The organism is Kitasatospora sp. NPDC088742, from assembly GCF_055584905.1.
Genome location: NZ_JBVJLD010000073.1, coordinates 1 through 17356 on the forward strand (window position 1 = coordinate 1; position 17356 = coordinate 17356).

General features: G+C 73.8%; 15 protein-coding genes and 1 pseudogene. 2 read left to right on the forward strand and 14 right to left on the reverse strand.

Annotated features, from left to right (window positions below):
* Nucleotides 1–355 (forward strand): annotated as a pseudogene (locus ACZ6ZR_RS35920) (superoxide dismutase family protein); the annotation flags it as partial.
* A gap of 86 nt (nucleotides 356–441) precedes the next feature.
* Here the strand turns inward: ACZ6ZR_RS35920 and argF are convergent.
* The 3 genes from argF to ACZ6ZR_RS35935 all read right to left on the reverse strand — a co-directional run bounded on the left by argF (nucleotide 442) and on the right by ACZ6ZR_RS35935 (nucleotide 5787).
* Complete coding sequence (argF, locus tag ACZ6ZR_RS35925) at nucleotides 442–1443, reverse strand: ornithine carbamoyltransferase (protein ID WP_465649782.1); 1002 nt, start codon at nucleotides 1441–1443, stop codon at nucleotides 442–444.
* 133 nt (nucleotides 1444–1576) lie between these two features.
* Nucleotides 1577–4207 (reverse strand): polynucleotide kinase-phosphatase, encoded by a 2631-nt coding sequence (locus ACZ6ZR_RS35930; RefSeq protein ID WP_465649784.1) that lies wholly within the window; start codon nucleotides 4205–4207, stop codon nucleotides 1577–1579.
* Nucleotides 4207–5787 carry a 3' terminal RNA ribose 2'-O-methyltransferase Hen1 gene (locus ACZ6ZR_RS35935; protein WP_465649786.1) on the reverse strand — a complete coding sequence of 527 codons (1581 nt, stop codon included), beginning with the start codon at nucleotides 5785–5787 and terminating at the stop codon, nucleotides 4207–4209. Before ACZ6ZR_RS35935 ends, ACZ6ZR_RS35930 begins: the two co-directional genes overlap by 1 nt.
* 133 nt (nucleotides 5788–5920) lie before the next feature.
* On the opposite strand from ACZ6ZR_RS35935, the gene dapD reads away from it, so the two are divergent.
* On the forward strand, nucleotides 5921–6910 hold the full coding sequence (dapD, locus tag ACZ6ZR_RS35940) for a 2,3,4,5-tetrahydropyridine-2,6-dicarboxylate N-succinyltransferase (RefSeq protein WP_465649788.1): 990 nt from the start codon (nucleotides 5921–5923) through the stop codon (nucleotides 6908–6910).
* A gap of 275 nt (nucleotides 6911–7185) precedes the next feature.
* Here the strand turns inward: dapD and ACZ6ZR_RS35945 are convergent, their stop codons facing one another.
* From ACZ6ZR_RS35945 to ACZ6ZR_RS35995, 11 genes are all read right to left on the reverse strand, one after another.
* Nucleotides 7186–8142, reverse strand: coding sequence for a DUF6099 family protein (locus ACZ6ZR_RS35945; RefSeq protein ID WP_465649790.1), 957 nt, complete (start codon nucleotides 8140–8142; stop codon nucleotides 7186–7188).
* A gap of 187 nt (nucleotides 8143–8329) precedes the next feature.
* Nucleotides 8330–8653 (reverse strand): nucleotide pyrophosphohydrolase, encoded by a 324-nt coding sequence (locus ACZ6ZR_RS35950; protein WP_465649792.1) that lies wholly within the window; start codon nucleotides 8651–8653, stop codon nucleotides 8330–8332.
* Nucleotides 8654–8663: 10 nt separating this feature from the next.
* On the reverse strand, nucleotides 8664–9947 hold the full coding sequence (locus ACZ6ZR_RS35955) for an AAA family ATPase (protein WP_465649794.1): 1284 nt from the start codon (nucleotides 9945–9947) through the stop codon (nucleotides 8664–8666).
* Between the two features lie 174 nt (nucleotides 9948–10121).
* Entirely contained in the window at nucleotides 10122–10949 is an 828-nt protein-coding gene (locus ACZ6ZR_RS35960; protein ID WP_465649796.1) for a putative RNA methyltransferase, read from the reverse strand.
* Nucleotides 10950–11059: 110 nt separating this feature from the next.
* Nucleotides 11060–11491, reverse strand: coding sequence for a fic family toxin-antitoxin system, toxin component (locus tag ACZ6ZR_RS35965; protein ID WP_465649798.1), 432 nt, complete (start codon nucleotides 11489–11491; stop codon nucleotides 11060–11062).
* A complete protein-coding gene (locus ACZ6ZR_RS35970) occupies nucleotides 11488–11721 on the reverse strand; it encodes a toxin-antitoxin system HicB family antitoxin (protein ID WP_465649800.1) in 234 nt (77 codons plus the stop codon). The genes ACZ6ZR_RS35965 and ACZ6ZR_RS35970 overlap by 4 nt, the downstream gene beginning before the upstream one ends.
* A gap of 109 nt (nucleotides 11722–11830) precedes the next feature.
* Complete coding sequence (locus ACZ6ZR_RS35975; RefSeq protein WP_465649802.1) at nucleotides 11831–12340, reverse strand: hypothetical protein; 510 nt, start codon at nucleotides 12338–12340, stop codon at nucleotides 11831–11833.
* A 20-nt stretch (nucleotides 12341–12360) separates the two neighbouring features.
* Entirely contained in the window at nucleotides 12361–13617 is a 1257-nt protein-coding gene (locus ACZ6ZR_RS35980) for a hypothetical protein (RefSeq protein WP_465649804.1), read from the reverse strand.
* The gene (locus ACZ6ZR_RS35985; protein WP_465649806.1) at nucleotides 13610–13930 is read right to left on the reverse strand and encodes a hypothetical protein; all 321 of its coding nucleotides are present in this window, start codon (nucleotides 13928–13930) and stop codon (nucleotides 13610–13612) included. Before ACZ6ZR_RS35985 ends, ACZ6ZR_RS35980 begins: the two co-directional genes overlap by 8 nt.
* Nucleotides 13927–15831 (reverse strand): peroxidase family protein, encoded by a 1905-nt coding sequence (locus ACZ6ZR_RS35990; protein WP_465649808.1) that lies wholly within the window; start codon nucleotides 15829–15831, stop codon nucleotides 13927–13929. The genes ACZ6ZR_RS35985 and ACZ6ZR_RS35990 overlap by 4 nt, the downstream gene beginning before the upstream one ends.
* Before the next feature lie 9 nt (nucleotides 15832–15840).
* Nucleotides 15841–17184, reverse strand: a complete 1344-nt coding sequence (locus tag ACZ6ZR_RS35995; protein WP_465649810.1) for an alpha/beta hydrolase family protein — start codon at nucleotides 17182–17184, stop codon at nucleotides 15841–15843.
* Between the last annotated feature and the right edge of the window lie 172 nt (nucleotides 17185–17356).

Below are 17356 nucleotides of genomic sequence, written 5' to 3' on the forward strand. Positions count from 1 at the left end.
GCGCGCCGGCGGCACCACCACCGTCTCGATGGAGGTGGACGGGCTGACGCCCGGTCACACCTACCCCGTCCACGCGCACGTGCGGGGCTGCGGCACCGCGCCCGGCGACGCCGGCCCGCACTACCAGGACCAGGCCGACCCGACGCAGCCCTCCACCGACCCGGCCTACGCCAACGACCACAACGAGCTCTGGCTCACCCTGCGCACCGACGACCGCGGCCGGGCCGCCGCGCACTCCACCGTGGCCTGGGAGTTCCGCCCGGGCGGGGCCGGCTCGCTGGTGCTGCACGCCGGGCAGGACGGGCAGGGGCACTCGCTGGCGCAGCGGGTGGGCTGCGTCAACGTGGCGTTCTGACCCGGCGCGCGTTCCGAGGGAGTCGCGCGCTCCGGAGGAGTCGCGCGCTCCGGAGGAGTCGCGCGCTCCGAGGGGGTGTCGGCCCGTCAGGAACCGAGGGTCGCCACCAGGACGGCCTTGATGGTGTGCAGGCGGTTCTCCGACTGGTCGAAGACCACCGAGTGGTGGGACTCGAAGACCTCGTCGGTGACCTCCAGCTCGGACATGCCGGTGGCCGCGTGGATCTGCCGGCCGACCTCGGTGCCGAGGTCGTGGAAGGCCGGGAGGCAGTGCAGGAACTTGACCTTCGGGTTCCCGGTGGCCTTGATGGTCTCCATCGAGACCTGGTACGGCTTCAACAGCTCGACCCGCTCGGCCCAGACCTCCTTGGGCTCGCCCATCGAGACCCAGACGTCGGTGTAGAGGAAGTCGGCTCCGGCCACGCCGGCGGCCACGTCCTCGGTGAGGGTGATCCGGGCACCGCTGGCCTCGGCCAGCTTCCGGGCGGCCTCCTGCACCTCCTCGCTCGGCCAGAGCTGCTTGGGCGCGACGATCCGGATGTCCATGCCGAGCAGGGCGCCGGTGACGAGCAGTGAGTTCCCCATGTTGAAGCGGGCGTCGCCGAGGTAGACCAGGGTGGTCCGCTCCAGCGGTTCGGTGGTGTGCTCGGTGATGGTCAGCACGTCGGCCAGCACCTGGGTCGGGTGCCACTCGTCGGTCAGGCCGTTCCAGACCGGGACGCCGGCGAACTCGGCCAGCTCCTCGACCAGCACCTGGCCGTGGCCCCGGTACTGGATGCCGTCGAACATCCGGCCCAGCACCCGCGCGGTGTCCTTGATCGACTCCTTGTGGCCCAGCTGCGAACCGGAGGGGTCGAGGTAGGTGGTGGTGGCGCCCTGGTCGTGGGCGGCCACCTCGAAGGCGCAGCGGGTGCGGGTGGAGGTCTTCTCGAAGACCAGCGCGATGTTCTTGCCGACCAGGCGGCGCTGCTCCGTCCCCGCGTACTTGGCGGCCTTGAGCTGGGCGGACAGGTCGACCAGGAAGCGGAACTCCTGGGCGGTGAAGTCCAGCTCCTTGAGGAAGTGCCGGTTACGGAGGTTGAAGGCCATGCCGGGCTCCTGGGTTGTGCTGCGGGGACAGTGAGATGGGAAGTGTATACGACTCCCTGAATTTCTATGCACTGCCCGTGATGCGAATCCGCTGGGTGCCGCCACCGCGGTGGCGGCGGCACCCGACGGACCGTCAGAGCCGGGGGTCGACCGGCTCCGACTCGAGCGCGAGGACGGCGAAGACCGCCTCGTGCACCCGCCAGAGCGGCTCCCCCGCCGCCAGGCGGTCCAGCGCCTCCAGGCCGAGCGCGTACTCCCGCAGGGCCAGCGACCGCTTGTGGCCGAGCGAGCGCTGGCGCAGCTGGTCGAGGTGCTGGGTGTAGTCCGGGCCGTAGATGATCCGCAGGTACTCCCGGCCGCGGACCTTCACCCCGGGCTGGACCAGGCGGCCGTCGCCGCGGACCAGGGAGGCCAGCGGCTTCACCACCATGCCCTCGCCACCCGCGGCGGTGAGCTCCTCCCACCAGGCCGCACCGGCCGCGACCGAGGCCTCGTCGGCGGTGTCCACCAGCAGGCGGCCGGTGCGCCGCAGGACCGGGGCGTCCTGGTCGTCGGCCTCGACCAGGCGGTCGATCCAGGCCAGGTGCCGGTCGTGCGGCTGGGTGGCCAGGTTGGCCCCCTCCGCCGCCAGCACCTGGAACGGGGCGAGGCGCAGGCCGGTGAGCCCCTCCGTCGGCCAGCAGTACCGGCGGTAGGACTCCACGAAGGCCTCGGCGTCCGCCGCGCGCTGCCGCTGACGGGCGGTCAGCCCGGCCAGCGGAAGGCCGCGGGCCTCCCCCGTCTCCAGGGCGGCGATCACCTGCGGCAGCGCCGAACCGGCGGCCGCGCCGACCGCCGCGTACTGACGGCGCAGCAGCTCGACGGCCTTGAGCGACCAGGGCATCAGCTCGGCGTCCAGCAGCAGCCAGTCGGTGGCCAGCTCCTCGAACAGCCCGGCCCGCTCGGCCGCCGTGCGCAGGCGGTCGAGCAGCGCGCCGGTCAGCTCCTCGTCGGCGAGGAACGCCCGGCCCGTCCTGGTCCAGATCGCACCGGGGCCCTCGACCCCGAAGCGCTTCTCCAGCGCCGCCTCGTCGCGGGCCAGCAGCACCACGGCGCGCGAGCCCATGTGCTTCTCCTCGCAGACCACCTGCTGGACGCCGGCCGAGCGGTAGGCGGAGAACGCCTCCTCCGGGTGCTCCAGGTAGCCCTCCCGGCGGGAGGTGGCGACCGGCGCCATGGTCGGCGGCAGGTAGGCGAGCAGGCGCGGGTCGAGCGCGAAGCGGCTCATCACCTCCAGCGCGGCGGCCGCGTTCTCCTCCCGGACCGAGACCCGGCCGTGGTGGGCGGTCTCCACCGCCCGACGGCCCGTCACGTCCGCCAGGTCGAGCGGGCGGCCCTCCCGGGCGCCCGGCGCGTCGGTACGCATCGGCCGGACCGGGGCGTACCACTCCTGCTCGGCCGGGACGGAGACGACCTCGCGCTCCGGGTAGCGCAGCGCGGTCAGGCTGCCGCCGAAGACGCAGCCGGTGTCCAGGCAGATGGTGTTGTTGAGGAAGCTCGCGGTCGGCACCGGGGTGTGGCCGTAGACCACCAGAGCCTTGCCCCGGTACTCCTCCGCCCACGGGTAGCGGACCGGCAGGCCGTACTCGTCGGTCTCGCCGGTGGTGTCGCCGTAGAGGGCGTGCGACCGGACCCGGCCGGAGTTGCGGCCGTGGTACTTCTCCGGCAGACCGGCGTGGCAGACCACCAGCCGGCCCTCGTCCAGCAGGTAGTGGCTGACCAGGCCGCGCATGAAGGCCCGCACCTCGGCACGGAACTCCTCGGTCTCCTGGCCCAGCTGGTCGATGCTCTCCTGGAGGCCGTAGGAGACGGTGACCTTGCGGCCGTCCATCCAGCGGCCGAGCTTGTTCTCGTGGTTGCCGGGCACGCAGAGCGCGTGGCCCGCGCCGACCATGCCCATCACCAGGCGGAGCACGCCCGGGCTGTCCGGGCCGCGGTCGACCAGGTCACCGACGAAGACGGCGGTACGGCCCTCGGGGTGGAGGGCGTCCACCGGGCGGCCCTGGGCGTCCCGGGACAGCTGGTAGCCAAGGGTGGTGAGCAGGGTCTCCAGCTCGGAGCGGCAGCCGTGGATGTCACCGACGAGGTCGAACGGGCCGGTGAGCTCGCGCAGGTCGTTGTAGCGCTTCTCGGTGCGGATCTCGGCCGCCTCGACCTCCGCCTCGCCGCGCAGGACGTGCACCTTGCGGAAGCCCTCGCGCTCCAGCCCGCGCAGCGAGCGGCGCAACTCGCGCTGCTGACGGGGGATCACGTGCGGGGGCAGCTGCCGGTCCGGCCGGGTGCGGTTGCGCTCGGCGCAGACGCCCTCCGGGACGTCCAGCACGATCGCGATCGGCAGGACGTCGTGATCCCGGGCGATCTTGATCAGCTGACGGCGCGCCTCGGCCTGGACGTTGGTGGCGTCCACCACCGTGCGGCGGCCGGCCGCCAGCCGCTTGCCGACGATGTAGTGGAGCACGTCGAAGGCGTCGGCGGAGGCGGACTGGTCGTTCTCGTCGTCGGCGACCAGGCCCCGGCAGAAGTCGGAGGAGACCACCTCGGTCGGGCGGAAGTGGCGGCGGGCGAAGGTCGACTTGCCGGAGCCGCTGGAGCCGATCAGGACCACCAGCGAGACGTCGGTGACGGGGAGGGAGCGGGTGCGCGGCCGGTCCGGCTGCTGCGGCTGCGGTTCCTGCTCCGGTCCCGGCTCCGGGGTGGGGTTCTCGGTGCGGTTCTGGCTGGTCATCAGGCGGCGCTCCTCTCGGTGGAGTCGGTGGTCGGTGTGGAGTCGGTGGTCGGTGCGGCGTCGTCGCGGCGGAACAGGGCGAGCTGGGTCGGCGCGCCGACCTCCTCGTCCAGCGGGCCCACCGGGCGGACGGTGACGGCGTACCCGTAGTCGGTGGCCACCTTCTCGGCCCAGGACAGGAACTCCGCCCTGGTCCACTCGAAGCGGTGGTCGGCGTGCCGGACGTGACCGGCCGGCAGCGTCTCCCAGCGGACGTTGTACTCGACGTTCGGCGTGGTCACCACGACCGCGCCGGGGCGGGCCGCGCCGAACACCGCGTACTCCAGCGCGGGCAGCCGGGGCAGGTCGAGGTGCTCGATCACCTCGGAGAGCACGGCCGCGTCGTAGCCCTTCAGCCGGGCGTCGGTGTAGGTGAGCGCGCCCTGGACCAGCCCGACCCGGGCGGCCTGACGCTCCGACATCCGGTCCAGCCGGAGCTTGCGGGCCGCCGCCGACAGGGCGCGGGAGGAGACGTCCACCCCGAGCACCTCGGTGACCGCCGGGTCCTTGAGCAGCTCGGCCACCAACTCGCCCTGGCCGCAGCCGAGATCGAGCACCCTGGCCGCGCCGCTCTCGCGCAGGGCGGCCAGGATCGCCTCCCGGCGCAGCACCGCGAGGCCGACCGGCTTGGCCTTCTCCTCCGGCGCTGCGGTGGCACCGGCTGCATCTGCGGTGTCCGCGGCGGCGGCCTCCTCCGGGCCGTCGTCCACCGCGTTGTCCAGCTCCTCGGCCTCGCGGTCGTCCGCCTCGGCCAGCCGGGCCAGCTCCAGGCGCTCCATCGCCACCCTGGTCAGCGACCAGCGACGGGCGAGGTACCGACGGGTGATCAGCGCGAGCTCCGGGTGGGCCCCGAGCCAGCCCTCGCCCGCCGCGAGCAGCTTGTCCACCTCGTCGGGCGCGACCCAGTAGTGCTTGGAGCCGTCCAACACCGGCAGCAGCACGTAGAGCTGCTGGAGCGCGTCGGCCAGCCGCAGCTCCGCCGTCAGCTCGACCCGGACGTAGCGCGACACGCCCCACTCCGGGAAGGCCTCGTCCAGCGGGATCGCCTCCGCCGCGACCTGCCAGCCGAGCGGCTCGAACAGCCGGCGCACCATGGCCGGGCCACCGCCCTCGCCCGCGCCGTTGGCCGGCACGGCGGGCAGCGCGATCCGCAGCGGCCTGGGCTGCTCGGCCAAGCCGGGGCGCAGCTCGCAGACTCCCTTCATCGCCGACCGGAAGACCGAGCGCAGCGCGACCGCGAGCAGCGAGGAGGCGGCGTAGGGGCGGTCGTTGACGTACTGGGCGAGCGCGCCCGCTCCAGATGTCGCAGTGGGCGACCCCGCGCGGCCCTTGCCCCGGCCCTTGCGGACCAGTGCGACCGGGTCGACGTCCAGCAGCATGACCGCCGTGCACGACTGCTCGCCCGCTTCGGGATAGAAGACGTGGGCCTCGCCGTGGGAGGTCGAGAACTGCTGCACCTTGTCGGGGTGCTTGTGGAGCAGAAAGCCCAGGTCGGAAGCCGGGCGTTCGGCCGTTCCTGTGGTGGAGATCGAGATGAACACCCGTCCGAGTATCGCCGAGGCCCGCCCGGGCCGACACCGGGTTTTCGGCGGGTGACCTGCCGGGACGCCCATCGGCTGTCCGGTCGGTGAGCGTGTTCGTCAGGGTGGGGGGCGATTCGTTAACGTGCTCGATGTGACTGCTGAAACCTCCACCCTCGCAAGCGGTGCCCTCGCCGTCGGTCTGGCGACCGTCGCCGAGGACGGCACCATCCTCGACACCTGGTACCCGGCTCCCGAGCTGGCCGCCGCGCCCGGCCCGTCCGGGACCGTCCGGCTGACCGCCGAAGAGGCCGACGCCGCCCTCGGCCAGGGCGCGGCCGAGGCGCTGCGCACCGACGCCCGCCGCGGCGTCGAGGTGATCGCGGTGCGCACCACCATCTCCTCGCTGGACGAGAAGCCGGTGGACGCCCACGACGCCTACCTGCGTCTGCACCTGCTGAGCCACCGTCTGGTCAAGCCGCACGGCCAGAGCCTGGACGGCATCTTCGGCCTGCTGGCCAACGTCGCCTGGACCAGCATCGGCCCGGTGCCGGTGGACCTGGTCGAGCGGGCCCGGCTCGCCGTCCGCGCCCAGGGCGGGCAGCTGGCCGTCTACGGCATCGACAAGTTCCCCCGGATGACCGACTACGTCGCGCCGAGCGGGGTCCGGATCGCCCACGCGGACCGCGTACGCCTCGGTGCGCACCTGGCCGTCGGCACCACCGTGATGCACGAGGGCTTCGTCAACTTCAACGCCGGCACCCTGGGCACCTCGATGGTGGAGGGCCGGATCAGCGCGGGCGTCGTGGTCGGCGACCACAGCGACATCGGCGGCGGCGCCTCGATCATGGGCACCCTGTCGGGCGGCGGCAAGCAGGTCGTCTCGGTCGGCGAGCGGTGCCTGCTGGGCGCCAACGCGGGCATCGGCATCTCGCTGGGCAGCGACTGCGTGGTGGAGGCCGGTCTGTACGTGACCGCCGGCACCCGCGTCACCACCCCGGACGGCAAGGTCGCCAAGGCGGTCGAGCTCTCCGGCCAGGACAACCTGCTGTTCCGCCGCAACTCGCAGACGGGTGCGGTCGAGGTGATCGCGAGGTCCGGCTCGTGGGGCGGCCTCAACGCCGAGCTGCACGCGCACAACTGACCTCCGGTCAGGACCGCTCCGCCGCCGAGGCGGAAGCGGCGGTGACAAGGCTCTGACGGGGCGCGGTACCGGGACACCCGGTGCCGCGCCTTCGTCGTCGCGGCCCCGGTAGCCGAGCGGCGGGCCCGGCCGCAAACCGGGATCACCCCTGGGGCTGATCACGGGCGGCTGTTGGACCTCAACGGGTGGTCTGCGGTGACCGGGCTCCGGCCGGGTTCGTTGGACCACCGGGGTCGCTTGCCCGAGCGGTGGCCCCGCCACCGACATCCGTCGGGTCACACCGCACTACCGAGCTGAAGGGGTCCGCTCATGTCCGAGCCCTGGTCCGAGGCACCCACCGCACCACAGCAGACCACGCCCGCCCCGGCCGCCGCGCCGATGAACCTGCTGGAGCAGATGCAGCGGCTGCTCGCCGACCTGAACGCCGACCTCGCCGGACTGGACGCCGATCTGCAGTCCTCCGCCGACCGCGCCGAGGCCCGCCGCCGACCGGAGGACCTCTCGACGGACACCGCCGCCCGGGGCTGACCATCGCGCGCCGCGACCGGCGGCCCCAGCGGTACGACCAAGGTCGGCAACCCCTGGCTCCCCGTCGGTCCGGCCCCATCCGTCTCCGCCGGACCACCGGCCACCCTCCCCGGGCCCGGCTCCGGCTCGGGCTCGGGCTCCACCACCGCAGACACCGCGCCCACGGCGCCCGTCACCTCCCCCGTCACCGCCACCGAACCCGCGGGCTCGGGGGCCTGACGGTGGATCATCCGGAGCAGCTCGGCCACCGTGTCCTTGCACTCGGCCCCGGCGTCCACACCGTCGATGCAGCGCCAGTACAGGCCCTCCTCGTCCGCCCCGCAGGCCAGCACCACCAGGGCCTCGGCCGTCTCGTGGAGCAGCTGCGCGAGCTCCGTGAGCACCGGCCCGGCCTCGCCCAGCTCGTCCAGCCGGGAGGCCCGCCCGTTCCCGCCCCAGTCCGCCCGGTGCCACTCCTGGTCCCCGCCCGCCGGGGGACCGCCCTCGGCCGGCCCCGGCAGCTCCAGGCAGCCGACCGCGTGCGCTCCGGCGTCGCAGAGCAGCTGCCCGAGCGGGGCCAGATCGCCGTCCTGCTGGCCGGCGATCCTGGCTCCGACCGCCTCGGTGAGCAGGGCCGCCTGCCAGGCCTCCGCCAGCACGTCCGGCACGCTCCTGGCCTCCGCCAGGGCGTGCCGGGTGGTCTTGATCAATCGCAGCGCGTCCATCCCGGCCGCTCCCCTCGCTCGCGTGGGACCCGCACCGCCGTGGTTGACGGTGCGTCACGCGGCAAGACTGCGGCGGACGGTGGGAGAGCGGCCTGAAGTCGGCCGCACCTGTGGAAAACCGCCCCCTGTGGACAACGCGCGTCCCCCACACGAGGGACAACCGGGCCACCGCCGGACCACGCCCCCGTCAGACCGGGAAGCGGACCTCGTTGCGCTCGATCTTCGCCGCCAGCGCGGCCGCCGGATCCACCCCGACCGCGGTGCAGAACTGGAGCAGGTACGCGAGCACGTCGGCCACCTCGTCCCGGACCCGGTGCGCGCGCTCCGGCTCGGCCATCACCGTCTCGGCCTGCTCGGGCGTCAACCACTGGAAGATCTCCAGCAGTTCGCCCGCCTCCACGGTGAGCGCGGCGGCCAGGTTCTTCGGGGTGTGGAACGGCCCCCAGCCGCGCGCCGCCGCGAAGTCGGTGAGCCGCTGCTGGAGCTCGTCCAGGGTGTTGTCGGTCGTCATGCGAACAGGTCTACCCCATCGCCGCCGCGTCGGCGCCGCCACGGGCCGGCTGCGCGGGCACCCTCGCCGTCTCCGGCCGGAGCACGCTGTGCCCGCTGGCCGGATCCCGCCTGCACTCGACCAGCGACACCCCCTCCCCCGCCTCCCGGGCCGGGCCCGGGTCCTGCACCGCCGCGAGCAGCCGGACGTCCTCCTTGGCGCACACCTCCCTGGCCAGCCGCAGCAGCGCGGCCACCTGGTCGGGGGCCAGACCGGCCGACAGGTCCTCGGCCAGCACGGTCAGCTGACGGTGCGCCGGCGGCACCTCGCCCGCCGGATCCACGTCCAGCACCCCGGCGCCGGTGAGCAGCACGGCGGCGAAGGCCAGCAGCCGCAGCATGCCGTCGGAGGCCTGGTCGGCGGTGGTCCGGCCGAGCACGCCCTCGTCGAAGACGGCCATCAGCTCCTCCCGGGAGTCCGGGCCGCGTCGGCTGACGTCCAAGCCGAGCAGCGGGTGCGGGGCGGCCTGCTGGACGGCCTTGAGCAGGCGCCCGTAGCGGCGGGTGCACTCCTGCCGGATCCGGGCCAGCACGGCGGAGACGTTGGCGGCGCTGCCGAGCAGCCGGGCCTCCTGCTCGTACGCGGTCCAGTCCCGCATCAGCGCGGGCACCGGGTGCAGCGGGAACACCTCGCGCAGGGCGGTGAGCAGCTGCTCGGCGGCGGCCAGCACCTTGCGCTCCCCGGCGGAGGAGCCGGCCACCCGGAGCGGGATCTGAGCGGTGATCAGGCTCTCGCTGGGGAACGGCGCCCGGATGTCGCCCTGCCGGGTGTCGTTGTGCCAGGTGACGTTGACCTTGCCGTGCGCCACGTCCTGCTCCCCGGTCTCCACCAGGGTCTGCCCGGCGCAGGTCAGCCACTCGCGGGCGACCCGGACCGGCCCGTCGGTGCGGACCACCAGCTCCAGCCGGATCGGGCCCTCGGCCGAGCGGACGGTGCAGCCCAGGATGATCGCGTTCCGGCCGTGCGGGACGCAGCCCAGCAGGCCGCCCCGGATCGGCAGCGCCAGCGGCCCCGCGGGGAAGCCGGTGCCGTCCAGCGAGGGGCCGATCGGCTCGCCGAGGGCGAGCCGGGAGAGGGTGGCCAGCGCGTCCAGCGCGTTCGACTTGCCGACCCCGGACGGCCCGTGCAGCACCGTCAGCGGAGCGAGCGGCAGCGTGGTGCGGCGGTACGACTTGAAGGAGGTGAGGCGCAGCTCCTCCACCGTGGGGCGGAGTACGGGACGGACGGCGGCTGTCTGGAGAACTTCGCTGGTCACCCGGGGGACGTTAGCCGTCGGCCGGGACGGAGAAACGTGCCTGCTCCGGAGGTTCATCCCAACGAGTCCGCCGCGCGGCAAGGGAGTTGGGGCGTGATATGCGCAGGCCGGAGGGGTGCCGACGGCAGGCGGCGAGGTGCCGCGGCACGCGGTGGGGCGGCAGGCGGTGAGGGCTCAGCGGTAGGTGGTGAGCAGCACCGAGCCGGTGACCTCGACCGGGTCCGGCGGCCCGGCCAGGGTGGCGGCGAGCCGCTCCCGGTCGGTGTGCCAGGCGTTCGGGCCCATGGCCACCACGGCCTCGGCCTCCGCGCGGCCGAGGCGGAGGGTGAACTCGACCTCGGTGCGCTCGGTGCGGGTGAACCAGGGGCTGAGCTTCTCCTCGGTGCGGCGCTCCTTCTCCTCGTCCACCGAGAGCAGGCCCAACGCGGCCACCAGCTCCCGGAGGTGACGGGAGGTCGGGGTGACCAGCAGGAGCCGGCCGCCCGGCCGGAGCACCCGGCGCATCTCCGGGCCGTTGCGCGGCGCGAAGACGTTGAGCAGCAGCTCGGCGGAGTGGTCCTGGAGCGGAAGGGGGCGCCAGGTGTCGCAGACCAGCGCGCCGATCCTCGGATGCGCCTTGGCCGCGCGCCGCAGCGCGTACTTGGAGATGTCGAGCGCCGCACCCACCCCGCCGGCGTGCTCCAGCACCTGCGCCAGGTAGTGCCCGGTGCCCGCGCCGAGGTCTGCCACCAGGCCCTCGACCGGACCCTCCGCCGCAGCGGCCCCGGCCAGCGCGTCCGCGATCGGCCGGTAGTGCCCGGCCGACAGGAACTCGCTCCGGGCTGCGACCATCTCGGCGGTGTCGCCCGTCCCGGTGTGCGCGTCACCGGCCAGCAGGCTGACGTAGCCCTGCTTGGCCTGGTCGAACCCGTGGCCCCCCGCACAGCGCAAGGTCCGGCCGTCGAGGGCGAGCGGCCGGGCGCAGTGCGGGCAGGCCAGGTACTGCTCGATGTCCTGCAACAACGTCGGTGGTCCTCGCCGGTCCGGGGGTGGACCACCAGCTTACTGAGCCGCGCCGGGCGCCCGGCGCAACGGTCCGGCGCACGACGATCAGCGGCACGCTGGTGCCGGGCTCAGTCGGCTTCGCCCTCGCCGTCGTCGTCCTCGCCGCTGACCTCTTCGTCCTCGGGGTCCTCGACGATCCAGCCGGCCAGCCGCTCGGAGACGCCGCTGACGCTGAGCTTGCCCTCCCGGATGGCCCGGGCCAGGCTGCGCACCTCGCGCGCGGTGGTGGCCACGTTGCAGCCGCTGGCCACCAGGTAGGAGTACGCGACGGCGGTCGCGAACAGTTCGTTGGTCCGCTCCAGGGCGGGGACGCGGATCAGCTGGTGCATCAGGGCCGCGGCGCGGTCCTGCGCTTCGGGGTAGACGGCGATGTCGAATATCTCGGCCTGGTGCCGGGCGACGGCGGCGAGCAGGGAGCCGTAGTCGGTCACCTGGGGATCGCCCGGGGTGTACTGCTCGGCGGTCATGAGCAGCCAGGACAGGTCAACCTCAAGCTTCAACGGCGCACGTCCTGGAGCTCGGGGCCGGCGAACTCGGCCAGGAACGCGCTCTCGTACTCCTTCATGAACTGCGCCGCGGTGTCGACGAAGAGCCGGCCCGCCTCGCCCATGTCCTGGCGCACCAGCCGTTCGATGTACTGGTTCATGCTGATCCCCTGCTGCTCGGCCCGCTCGCGGGCGATCTCGGCGGTCGTGGCATCCACCCTGACGTTCAGCTGCTTCTTGGTCATGCTTCAAGCTAGCGCCGATGTGCTAGCACAACAAGGGCGCATTCCGGCCGCCTCACTCCTGTACCCGCGCGCGAGGCGCTTTCCACTCCGACGGGCCGGCCGGATCCGCTCACGGCATCGGCAGGTCGTGCCCGCCGACCCGGCACCGCCAGACCGCCCGACGGTCCGTCAGCTCCGGGTGCAGGCCCGTCCGGTGGCGGCCGCAGACCGGCCAGACCGTCTGGTGGACGTGGCCGACGAAGGTCTGGACGGCGTCCGCGACGGTCGCCTTCGCCTCCTCCAGACCCAGTGCCCGGACCTGCTCGCCGAACAGGCCGACCGAGCCGATCGGGTCGAACTCGCACTCCGCCTCGACCTCCAGCCGCAGGTCGACGGGGAGCGAGAGGTCCCGCTCGGCCGCCGCGCGCAGCTCCACCAGGGCCGCCTCGGCCACCGCGGCCCGCCGTTCCAGCAGCAGCTCGGGCAGGTACGGCGGCGGGACGTCCCCGTGCGCGTCGCGGAGGTCGCGCAGCCAGGCCCGTGCGTCCTCGGCGAGGCCGGCCGGGTCGATGGCGAGTTCGGGCTCCTCGGCGAGTGCCGCGAGCCAGGCCTCGAAGGGGTCGTTCGCGGTGGGCTTCACGGCGGCCACGCTAGCCGAGGTCAGTGTGGGTCGCCCTCGACATTTCCGGCCAGGGCCCGGGCGGTGGGCGGGAGTTGGCGCCAGTGGCGGGCGAGGAGGACGAGGGCCAGGGCGAGGTAGACGTAGCTGAGGAGGAGCCGGTCGTTCTCGCCGGGGAGGACGAACTGCACCACGAACAGGGCGAAGAGCAGGCCCGCCTTCCAGGGCAGGAAGCGCAGGTCGAGCAGGAGGACCACGGCCAGCACGGTCTGGGCGGCCGTCAGCAGCACCTCGTCCACCTGCCGTTCGACCAGTGGGAGCGCCCAGCTGCCGCCGCCCGCCGCGTAGGCCAGCGGGAGGCAGGCGATCAGCAGGGTCCACTGGTTCACCTTGCTGGAGAGCAGGGCGCCGAGGCCGTCGTCGCCGCGCAGCCGCCAGGCGAAGACCACCGCGACGATCAGCTCGGGGGCCTCGGAGGCCAGCGGGGCGAGCCACTGCACCAGCAGGAAGCGGTCGATGCCGAGGGAGGCCCCGGCGTCCACCAGCGAGGTGGCGAAGGGCTCGGCGCAGGCGAAGACCACGGCGGCCGCCACCACGAACACCAGCACCGTGGTCGGACGCCGGCGCCGGGCCGGGAGGGCGGCCAGCCGGGCCGGGACGCCGATCAGTTCCTCCTCGTCCGTCTCGCTGCACCGGCCGATCCGGTAGAGGTAGCAGCCGTACCAGGCGATCAGCACGACGGCGACCAGCCAGGAGATCTCCCTGGTCAGCGGCATCAGGAAGGCGAAGACGGCGGCCGCGCCGAGGAAGGCGACGTCGATCCGGCGGTGTTCGCGCAGGCTCACGCCGGGGCGCACCCCCGCACGCCGGGCCGCGAAGTACGCGGCGAGCGCCACCAGCGGCCACCCCACGCCGACCAGCAGCCGGTTCGCGCCGGTCATGTTGGCGGCGGCGTACGCGGCGTACTCCGGCTTGGAGCCCGCCGTGTACGCGAACCAGAGGTCCACCGCGTACTCGGGCAGCACCGCGATGAACGCCAGCAGCGCCAACGCCAGCGGCCCCGCGATGTCGGCCCGGGCGGTCTCCGCTGCCCACATCAGCAGCAGCGCGGCCGAGAGCACCCCGAGACCGAACAGCAGCATCCCGGGCACCGGCTCCAGGTGCACCCCGGCCAGCCGCAGCACCACCGCCGGGGCGGCCCCGAGGCAGGCCGCCCCGAGCCGCAGGGCGGTGGTGCGCACCGACGGCGGCGGCGCGGACGGCACCGCGGACGCACCGGCCGACGGGTCGTCAGGCACCGCTCCGCCCGCCGCTCCCCGACCGTCCGCCCACCGAGCCACCCACCGGGCCAACCCCCGAGCCACCCACCGGGCCGGCCTGGGAGCCCAGCCGCGCCGAGGACCGCGCCAGCCCGTCGGCCGCCGCCCCGCAGCGCGCGGCGAGCTCGGTGATCCGTTCCCGGAAGGCCTCCGCCTGCGGCCCCTCCCAGCCCAGTGCGGCGACGGCCTTCAGCAGCCGCTCCTCGTGCTCGCGCAGGGTGGTGGCGTGCAGGCGCAGCCCGGTGACCGGGCCGGCGGGCTGCGGGCGACGGACGGCGGGGAACTCGGTCACGGTCGGCTCCAGGGGGCGAAGGCGTTGGTCACGCCGTCGAGGGCGTGGGTGAGTTCGGGGTGGTGCCGGAGCAGGACCGTCACCATGGTGTTGCGGTCGACCCAGCGCAGGCCCTCGGGGGTGTAGACCTCGGGGCGGTAGTCGGTGGTGAAGAAGCGGTCGCTCTTCAGCCGCCGGCTGGCCATCAGCACGAAGATCCGGAACAGCGAGTCGCTGAAGCCGAATCCGGCCGGGCGCGGTTCGGCCAGGTTCCCGACCAGGGTGTCCACCAGGTCAAGCCGGCCCTGGTAGACCTCCTCCAGCAGCTTGGAGTCGGCCTGGTGACCGCCCGTCAGCTCCTCGAAGGAGGCGACCGGGCGCTTGCGCAGCATCTGCCGGTAGGCGTTGTAGCGCGGGATGCCGCGCTCCCGGTCGCGCAGCACGTCCACCGTGCCGAGGTCGAGGTGCTCGCCGGTCAGCCGGGCCAGGTTCCGCAGCCCGTCGGGGTGGTTGTGGAGCACCAGGGCACCGGGGTGCGCGGTGCCGAAGGTGTAGAAGAGGTCGCTCATCCCGTACTGGTCCACCGAACTGCGGGTGGTGGCGCCCTGCATGTCGTCGATGCCGATCCGGCGCCGGACGCCGCCGCCGCGGTGGTCCCGGACGATCACCTCGTCCGGGATCAGCGGGTGCAGCCGGTAGGCCGAGACGAACTCCTCGGTCATCGAGAACGGCGCCGCGTGGTGCTCGGTCGGCGAGCCCAGGATGCCGCTGAGCATCTCGCCCCGGCCGATCCGGCCGAACCTCCGGCTCACCCAACGGGGCAGCACGCCGTACCAGTTGGCGTTCATCGCCCGGCGCAGCACCGGGGTGTCGAGGATCCCCGGGGTCCACTCCACCGTGTGGATCTTCGCCATCAGCGCGGTGTTCACCAACCGGGCGGTGTGGAACAGCCGTTCGTCGCCCCAGGTCGGGTAGTGGGAGCGCAGCTGGTCGCAGATCGCGTTGTGCTCCTTGGCGAACAGGGTGTGCAGCAGCGAGAGCCCCGCCCAGTAGTCCCCGTTCATCCCGGTGGCGTCCAGGCAGCCCATGCCCGGGCGCGGGTCGACCGGGAGCCGGCCCCCGGGGAGCGCCATCCGGCCGCCCTCACCGGTGCGCAGCGAGCGGCAGGTGGCCTCGTCGGAGCCGTAGACCTGCGAGCCGTCCCACCAGTGGGTCAGGGTGTTCTCGTAGGTGGGCGGCGCGCCCGGCGTGGTGTGCGCCAGCGTGTCCGGGCGGGTGCGCTTGACCCGCATCGGGCACGCGGCCCAGTCGTCGTCCGCCGCCAGCGGGACGGTGAACGGCTCGGCCTCCGCGTTGTCGCCGTGGTTGGCCCAGCCGTGGTTCTCGAACTGGATCCAGGCCGCCGCCAGCAGGTTGAGGCTGCGGGCCGGGACGAAGGAGCGCCGGGCCAGCAGCTGCCGGCTGACCTCGCGCGGGCTCGGGGTCATCAACTCCCGCTCGCCGCCCGGGTGGCAGAGCTCCAGCGGGGCGTTGCGGTCCAGCCGGGTGCCGGCCCGTCCCATGTCCTCGTCGTACGGGTCGTAGCCGGAGCCGTCGTAGGAGCGGTACGGCGCCAGGGTCGCGCTCGGGCGGCGCGGCCGCTCACCGCCCGCGCCGTAGGTGTCGTGCAGGTTGTGGCGGCGCAGCTCGTCGCGGATCACCTTGAGGTTCAACAGGCCGACCGGGGACGGAAGTTCGTGCCACTCCCGGCTCCGGTTGACCCGGGCGAACACGGCCGAGCCGAGGCGCTCCAACGCTCCGGGCGGACCGTAGGCGGGAGCGGGGTCCGGGCCCGGTTCGACGGCTGCCCGGCGAGCCTCGGGGACCACGGGGACCACGGGCGAGGCGGCGGGGTCGGTGCGGGGTGTGCTGGTCTCGGTCATCGCGGTCCCTCAGCGGTCGTAGAGCGAGAAGAGGCGGTTGCCGGTCACCCGGCCGCGGTACGGGGCCAGTTCGGCGTCCACGTGGGCGGCGGCCTCCGTGGCCTCGAACTCCAGGTTGTGCGCGTAGCGCTCGGCCGCGTGGCAGAGCGGGAAGGCCCGGGTGTCGTCGACCCAGGTGTACTCGGTGAACCCGGCCGGCAGCGCGTACGGCGAGATGGCCGAACGGCCTTCCAGACTGGGCACGATGTCGTGCTCGTTCACCAGCGAGAAGACCTTGGTCCTCGGGTCGGCCGGCCGCTTGGCGTCGATCGGGGAGCCGATCGCCACCACATGGGTGACGGTGTAGAGGGCGGTCAGGTCCCGGCTCCCGGCCAGGTTCATCGCGGTGACGCCGCCCTGGCTGTGGCCGATCAGGGCGAGTTCGGCGCCGGAGGGGATGAACGAGCGCAGCGCCTTGGCCACCGCCCGGGAGTACGGCGATTCGGGCCGGCCGACGGCGTTGAACGCGCCCACCAGGTCCTGCGGGCTCTCGGCGTTGAAGCTCCGTGCCATGCCCGCGAGTTGGACCACGTAGCGGAGCACCCCGTCCGGCCCGGTCACCTGCTGCACCAGCAGGGTGCCGCCGGTACTGATCAGGTCGATGTTGCGCACGTAGCCGGTGATGGTGCCGCCGGTGTCCAGCCCGGCGGCCAGCGCGGCGTCCGGCACCAGCGGCTCGGCCCGGCCGGGCCCGCGGTCGAGGAACTCCCAGAACCCGGCGCCCAGTCCGAGCAGCGGCTCGGTGGTCATCGCCTTGCCGGTCGCCACCTGCCAGCCGGCCGTGTCGTTGAACGGGTTCTCGTCGGTGAGCGCGTTCCAGGCCAGGATGTCGGCGAAGGAGGGCGCCAGCATCGCGAAGGCGTGCTCGGCGCCGTCGCTCGCCAGCAGGGACTTGAAGGTCCGCACGGCGTCGCGCTGCCGGTCCTGCTCGATCGCGGCCAGGATGCGGCTGGTGAAGGTGTTCTCCAGCAGCTCCGGGTGGGTCACGGCGGCCGCCCGGATCCGCGCCTTCAGCCCGGCCACCGCCAGGCTGACCGCCAGGCTCTCCCGGCTGGTGAACACCCCCGCCAGCCAGGCCGCCCGGGCCAGCGGGCCGCGCCCGCGCGGCGCCCAGCCGAGGCCGGCCGGGTCGGTCAGGGTCCGGAGCAGACCCCACCAGACACCCCGGCGGACGGCCCTCGGGGCCTCGGCCCCGAGGGTCAGCTCGGAGAGGTACGCGGCGGCCTCGCTCACCGCCTCGGCGGCCTCGGCGAGTTCGCGGCAGAGGTGGTTCAGGGTGGCGACGTCCGGCTCGGTGGCCAGGCTGTTGGGCACGGGGATGATCCTCCGGACGGGGACGGGGACGAAGAGAGGCACTCGGGGCGCGAGGATGGTGGTCACCCCGGGGGCGCGGGGCTCTGCTGATTTGCGGCTCCGCCGCGCGGGCGCGCGGGGGTACGGCAGCGCGAACAACTGGCTGACGGTGCATGAGTCGCAGGTGAGCCGC